Below are 5,749 nucleotides of genomic sequence, written 5' to 3'. Positions count from 1 at the left end.
TCGCCGTACGCGATCACCACCCGGCGCACCGCCCTCTGCGAATGTTGGCCGCCGACATGGCATTCGAGATGCCCGGCGTCGGCACGATCGCGCGCAAGGCCGGGCACACGCTCGCGTGCAACCCCGACGCCGAACGACTGCTGCGTACCGGCGAGGTCGCCGCCGTGTTCCCGGAAGGGTTCAAGGGCATCGGCAAACCGTTCAGTGAGCGCTACAAGTTGCAGCGATTCGGTCGCGGCGGATTCGTCTCGGCTGCTCTGCGGACGGGTGTGCCGATCATCCCGTGCTCCATCGTCGGCTCGGAAGAGATCTACCCCAAGATCGGCGACATCGCACCATTGGCCCGGTTGATGGGCGTCCCCTACTTTCCGGTGACGCCGTTCTTCCCGCACCTCGGCCCGCTGGGTCTGATCCCGTTGCCGTCCAAGTGGTACATCGAATTCGGCAAGCCGATCCCCACCGACGGGTACGACTCCACCGCATTCGAGGATCCGATGGTGCTGTTCGAGTTGACCGACCACGTGCGCGAAACCATTCAGCACACGCTCTATCGACTGCTTGCCAAGAGGCGCAACGTCTTCCTGGGTTAGACGCTCGGGTTATCGTGTGGCAGTGCATATTCGCGACACCTCCGCTGCCGATCTACCCGAGATTCTCGACATCCACAACGATGCGGTCGCCAACACCACCGCCATCTGGGACGAAGAACAGGTCGATCTCGCCGATCGCACAGCCTGGTTCGAGGGCAGGATCGCCGCGGGATACCCGGTACTCACCGCGGAGGTCGACGGCCGGGTGGCCGGGTACGCGTCGTACGGGCAGTGGCGGGTCAAGAGCGGTTACCGACACTCGGTGGAACACTCGGTGTACATCCATCGAGATTTCTACCGTCGCGGGCTGGCCAGTGCGCTACTGCGCGAGTTGATCGAGCGAGCGAAAGCGAGCGACATTCACGTGTTGGTGGGGTTCATCGAGTCCGAGAACACCACGTCGATCGCGCTGCACGAGAAGTTCGGGTTCGCCACCGTCGGACAGATGCCGCAGGTGGGCGTCAAGTTCGGTCGGTGGTTGGACCTGACGCTGATGCAGCTCACTCTCTGATCACCCGCGGTCGGACGATCAGGCCTTGCGTCGGCCGATCACCGCAGCCAGCCCGCCGCCCACCGCGCCCAACGCCAACGCCGTGGGCACACCGATCTTGGCGGCCTTGCGTCCGGTGCGGTAGTCGCGGATCTCCCAACCCCGGTTCTTGGCCAGCTCACGCAGATCGGTATCGGGGTTGATCGCCACGGCGGTGCCGACCAGCGAGAGCATCGGCACGTCGTTGTGGCTGTCCGAATACGCGGTGCAGCGCTTGAGATTGAGACCCTCACGCACCGCCAGCGAGCGCACCGCGTGCGCCTTGCCGATGCCGTGCAGGATGTCGCCGACGAGACGGCCGGTGAACACTCCATCCTTGCTTTCGGCGACGGTTCCGAGCGCGCCGGTCAGGCCGAGACGCTTGGCGATGATCTGGGCCAGTTCGAGGGGAGTGGCCGTCACCAGCCAGACCTGCTGACCGGCGTCGAGGTGCATCTGCGCCAGAGCCCGGGTGCCGGCCCAGATCTTGTCGGCGATCATCTCGTCGTAGATCTCCTCGCCGAGCCGGGTCAGCTCCGAGGTGGGACGGCCGGTGATGAACGAGAGCGCCTTCTCTCGTCCGCTGGCCACATCCTCGCTGTTCTCCTTGCCGCTGACCCTGAATTTGACCTGCTGCCAAGCGAATTGGGCCAGATCGCCGCTGGTGAAGTATTTCCGGGCGGCCAACCCGCGAGCGAAGTGAATGATCGACGCGCCCTGCACCATCGTGTTGTCCACGTCGAAGAAGGCCGCAGCAGTCAGATCCCGGGGAACGGCCCCCTCGGACTCGATCTGCAACGCCAGCGCGGCATCGGCACTGGCCTGGCCTGCAACGTTGGCGCGAACCTCGGCATCGCTCGGACCGAACGGATTGCGGATTCTGCGGATGCGGCGCTTGAACTGCTTGTCCTCGCGCGGATCGTTCGTATCGACCATGTCGATATCGGGCGTGTTCTCGATCGGCAGGTCTGTTCCCCCGTCACTCACTTCTGTCCACCTCCCAGTCGAGTCGCTCGCCGCAAGCCTAGTCGGGGTTGTCCGGACGACAGGCGAAGGGCAGCACTCGACCCCTGTCGGTCGGCCCCACGTGAGACCGGGGACTGTGACCTTCGTCTCCGTTACGGCCGTGTCACAGTGGAGGCATGCAGACGACCCCCACCGGCGTGGCTCTTCTCACCCGTGCAGGCTGCCATTCCTGCACTCACGCGCTCGAGGTCCTGAACGAGGTGTGCCGCGAATTCGACGTGGCAGTGACCGTCGTCGACGTCGACGAGGCGGCAGCGGAATCGCCTGACCTGCGTGCGGAGTACGGGGATCGCGTGCCCGTGGTGCTGCTCGACGGCATCGAACACAGTTACTGGGAGGTAGACGTGCCGCGGTTGCGGGCCGATCTGACCCGGGCAGGGCACCCTAAGAACGTGTGATTGCTCTCGCGTGTGCAGGTGAGGGCCGGTGTGCGCAACTTTGTTCATTCGTTCACAAGCAGTTACCGTGGTGTGAACAGCGTCCGTGAAATAGACACGAACGCAGGATCAGCGTGAAGATCGGCCGTCGTTGCCGTTCGGACGAGGAGCCCCAGACGTGACCGAAGAGCGCCCGTCGCCCAGCGGCGTAGAGCGGGTCATCCCTCAGGCTACGGTCACCCGTCTGGCGACGTACCTGCGGGTCCTCTCGATCCTCGCAGACGAGGGCGTTCTGATCGTCTCCAGTGAAGAACTGGCCACCGCAGCAGGCGTCGGATCGGCGAAACTGCGCAAGGACCTCTCCTTCCTCGGCCCCAACGGCGTCCGCGGAGTCGGCTACGACGTGGCCCGCCTGCGCGCCAAGATCGACAGCGCACTCGGACTCGACCGCGGCCACCGCGTCGTCCTCGCCGGAGTCGGCAACCTCGGGCAGGCGCTGGCCGGCTACGGCGGATTCGCTCGACGCGGCTTCACGATGGTCGGCCTCTTCGACAGCGACCCGGCGCGAGTGGGCACCGACGTCGACGGACTCACCGTCCGGCACGTCGACGAACTCGTCGTCGCCTGCCGCGAACTCGAAGCGACCATCGGCGTCATCGCCACCCCCGACGAGGCCGTGCGCAGCGTCGCCGAGAAGCTCGTCTCCGGTGGCGTCGAATGCATCCTGAGCTTCTCACCCATGGTTCTCGACGTCCCCGAGCACGTCGAGGTGCGACGCGTCGACCTGGCCGTGGAGATGCAGGTGCTCTCCTTCAACAGCTCCCGCAACGTCTCCGGACCTGCCGATATCGCCGGTCCGGCCATCGTCACCGCGCCCCGACCGCAGCCGGTCTCGCCGCCCCCGCTCACGTCCACGGCACGTCTCGGCCGCAGTCACGGCCCGCGCATCGCCGGCAACCCAAGCCCAGTCAACAGTTCGACAAGAAACGGATCGGTGATTGCACCGTGAGTGTCCTTCTCGTCGGGATTTCGCACCGTAGCGCTCCCGTCGCAGTCCTCGAGCGTGTCGCCATCACGGACACCGATCGCCCGAAACTGACCGACAAGTTGATGGCCAGCGGAAGCATTTCCGAGGTCATGGTGGTATCCACGTGCAATCGCGTCCAGATCTACGCCGTCGTGGACGCGTTCCACGGCGCGCTGACCGCCGTCGGCGAAGTTCTCGGTGAGCACTCCGGTCTCGAGGTCGCGGACCTCACCAAGCACGCCTACGTCCGCTACAGCGAGGCCGCCGTCGAGCACCTCTTCGCCGTGGCCAGTGGCCTCGACTCGATGGTCATCGGCGAGCAGCAGATCCTCGGCCAGATCCGCTCGGCGTACGCCGCCTCGGACGGGCAGCAGGCATCGGGCCGGGTGATGCACGAACTGGCTCAGCAGGCCCTGCGCGTGGGCAAGCGCGTGCACAGCGAAACCGGAATCGACGCCGCCGGAGCCTCGGTGCTCTCGGTCGCCCTCGACCGCGCTGCGGACCTGTTCGGCGGTTCCCTCGCCGGCCGCAAGGCCGTCGTCCTCGGAGCCGGTGCGATGGGCGGACTCGCCGTCGCGCACCTGGGCCGCGCCGGAATCGGCAGCCTGACCGTCGTCAACCGCACTCGCGAGCGAGCCGACCACCTGGCCGAGAACGCCGTGTCCAACGGCATCACGGCAACCTCGGTCGCGCTCGAGAACCTGGCCGACGCAGTCGCCGAGGCCGACATCCTCCTCACCTGTACCGGAGCGGTGGGGGCCGTGGTCTCCATCGCCGACGCCCACCTCGCTCTCGCCCGCCGCGGCTCCGATCGACCGTTGGTGATCTGCGACCTCGGTCTGCCGCGCGACGTCGACGCCGCGGTGTCGGGTCTGCCGGGCATCACCGTCTTCGACATGGAGTCCCTGCAGCGTGATCCTGCTGCCGGTGCCGCGGCGAACGACGCGTCCGCGGCTCGCGAGATCGTCTCGAGCGAACTCTCGGGATACCTTGCCGGACAACGACTTGCCGAGGTCACCCCCACTGTCACGGCACTGCGTCAGCGTGCCGCCGAGGTGGTCGAGGGAGAGCTGCTGCGGCTGGAATCGCGGCTGCCCGGACTCGACTCGCCGCAGCGCGACGAGGTGGCCCGCACCGTGCGCCGCGTCGTCGACAAGCTGCTGCATTCGCCCACCGTGCGGGTCAAGCAACTCGCCAGCACGCCGGGCGGGGATTCCTACGCCGCTGCGCTGCGTGAGTTGTTCGAGCTGAGCCCCGGCTCGGTCGACGCGGTTGCCATGCCGATGGAGATCGGCTCGCTGGAGCTGGTCGACGATTTCACCGCCAGCCGTACCGATCTGCGCTCGGACTCCTACCCCAGCGATGCCACCGGTCAGGAGCGTGCCGAATGACCGGCATCGTCAAGATCGGCACTCGCGGAAGCCTTCTCGCGACCACCCAGGCCGACACCGTTCGGGTGGCCCTCGCGGCAGCCGGAGTCGAGGCGGAACTGGTGATCGTCAAGACCGCGGGCGACCTCTCTGCTGCGCCCGTACAGACGATCGGCGTCGGTGTCTTCACCGCGGCGCTGCGTGAGGCGCTGGCCGACGGCACTGTCGACATCGCCGTGCACTCGTACAAGGATCTACCGACTGCGGCCGACGACCGGTTCACCATCGCCGCCATTCCCGCTCGCGAGGACCCGCGCGACGCCCTGGTCGCCCGGGACGGACTGGTACTCGGTGAACTGCCCGCCGACGCGAAGGTCGGCACGTCCGCGCCCCGCCGGATCGCTCAACTGCGTGCTCTCGGACAGGGATTGAACGTTCTGCCGTTGCGCGGCAACCTCGACACCAGGATCGGCAAGGTCGCGTCGGGTGAGCTCGACGCCGTCATCGTCGCCCGCGCCGGCCTGTCCCGTATCGGCAGGTTGGATGTCGTCACCGAAGCGCTCGACCCGGTGCAGTTGCTCCCGGCACCCGCCCAGGGCGCGTTGGCAGTCGAATGTCGCGTCGAGGACACCGATCTCGTGACCGCGATCGCCACCCTCGACGACGCACACTCACGCGCCGCGGTGGCGGCCGAACGCGGACTGCTCGCCGAACTCGAAGCCGGCTGCACCGCTCCGGTCGGCGCGATCGCAGAGGTAGTCGAATCCATCGACGAGGACGGCCGCATCTTCGACGAACTGTCGTTGCGGGGCTGCGTCGCCGCCATCGAC

7 protein-coding genes are annotated in these 5,749 nt (G+C 67.0%); 6 read left to right on the top strand and 1 reads right to left on the bottom strand.

Annotation, left to right across the window (positions count from 1 at the left end; genetic code table 11):
* The coding region (locus A2J02_RS02780; RefSeq protein WP_197477911.1) for a 1-acyl-sn-glycerol-3-phosphate acyltransferase at positions 1-590 on the top strand (590 nt) is incomplete at its 5' end.
* 22 nt (positions 591-612) lie between these two features.
* Positions 613-1,101 (top strand): GNAT family N-acetyltransferase, encoded by a 489-nt coding sequence (locus tag A2J02_RS02775; RefSeq protein ID WP_068046477.1) that lies wholly within the window; start codon positions 613-615, stop codon positions 1,099-1,101.
* 18 nt (positions 1,102-1,119) lie between these two features.
* Here A2J02_RS02775 and A2J02_RS02770 read toward each other — a convergent pair whose 3' ends face one another.
* Positions 1,120-2,055 (bottom strand): HAD family hydrolase, encoded by a 936-nt coding sequence (locus A2J02_RS02770; RefSeq protein ID WP_068046474.1) that lies wholly within the window; start codon positions 2,053-2,055, stop codon positions 1,120-1,122.
* Positions 2,056-2,261: 206 nt separating this feature from the next.
* On the opposite strand from A2J02_RS02770, the gene A2J02_RS02765 reads away from it, so the two are divergent.
* The 4 genes from A2J02_RS02765 to hemC all read left to right on the top strand — a co-directional run.
* The gene (locus A2J02_RS02765) at positions 2,262-2,543 is read left to right on the top strand and encodes a glutaredoxin family protein (protein ID WP_068046471.1); all 282 of its coding nucleotides are present in this window, start codon (positions 2,262-2,264) and stop codon (positions 2,541-2,543) included.
* Positions 2,544-2,700: 157 nt separating this feature from the next.
* Positions 2,701-3,531 (top strand): redox-sensing transcriptional repressor Rex, encoded by an 831-nt coding sequence (locus A2J02_RS02760; RefSeq protein WP_094641069.1) that lies wholly within the window; start codon positions 2,701-2,703, stop codon positions 3,529-3,531.
* Positions 3,528-4,940: a glutamyl-tRNA reductase gene (locus A2J02_RS02755; protein WP_068046463.1), complete on the top strand. Its 1,413-nt coding sequence runs from the start codon at positions 3,528-3,530 to the stop codon at positions 4,938-4,940. Before A2J02_RS02760 ends, A2J02_RS02755 begins: the two co-directional genes overlap by 4 nt.
* 5 nt (positions 4,941-4,945) lie before the next feature.
* A partial coding sequence (gene hemC, locus A2J02_RS02750; protein ID WP_156516051.1) for a hydroxymethylbilane synthase occupies positions 4,946-5,749 on the top strand: 804 nt, incomplete at its 3' end.

This window comes from Rhodococcus sp. EPR-147 (genome assembly GCF_001647185.1).
In the GTDB taxonomy this organism is placed as follows: domain Bacteria; phylum Actinomycetota; class Actinomycetes; order Mycobacteriales; family Mycobacteriaceae; genus Rhodococcoides.
Note: the sequence above shows the minus strand (reverse complement) of the source record. Positions and strands in the feature narration are given on the sequence as shown.

Excerpts from the sequence above, each read along its gene's own strand:
- A2J02_RS02770 (WP_068046474.1), bottom strand. The coding sequence starts at position 2,055 with ATGGTCGATACGAACGATCCGCGCGAGGACAAGCAGTTCAAGCGCCGC.
- A2J02_RS02765 (WP_068046471.1), top strand. The coding sequence starts at position 2,262 with ATGCAGACGACCCCCACCGGCGTGGCTCTTCTCACCCGTGCAGGCTGC.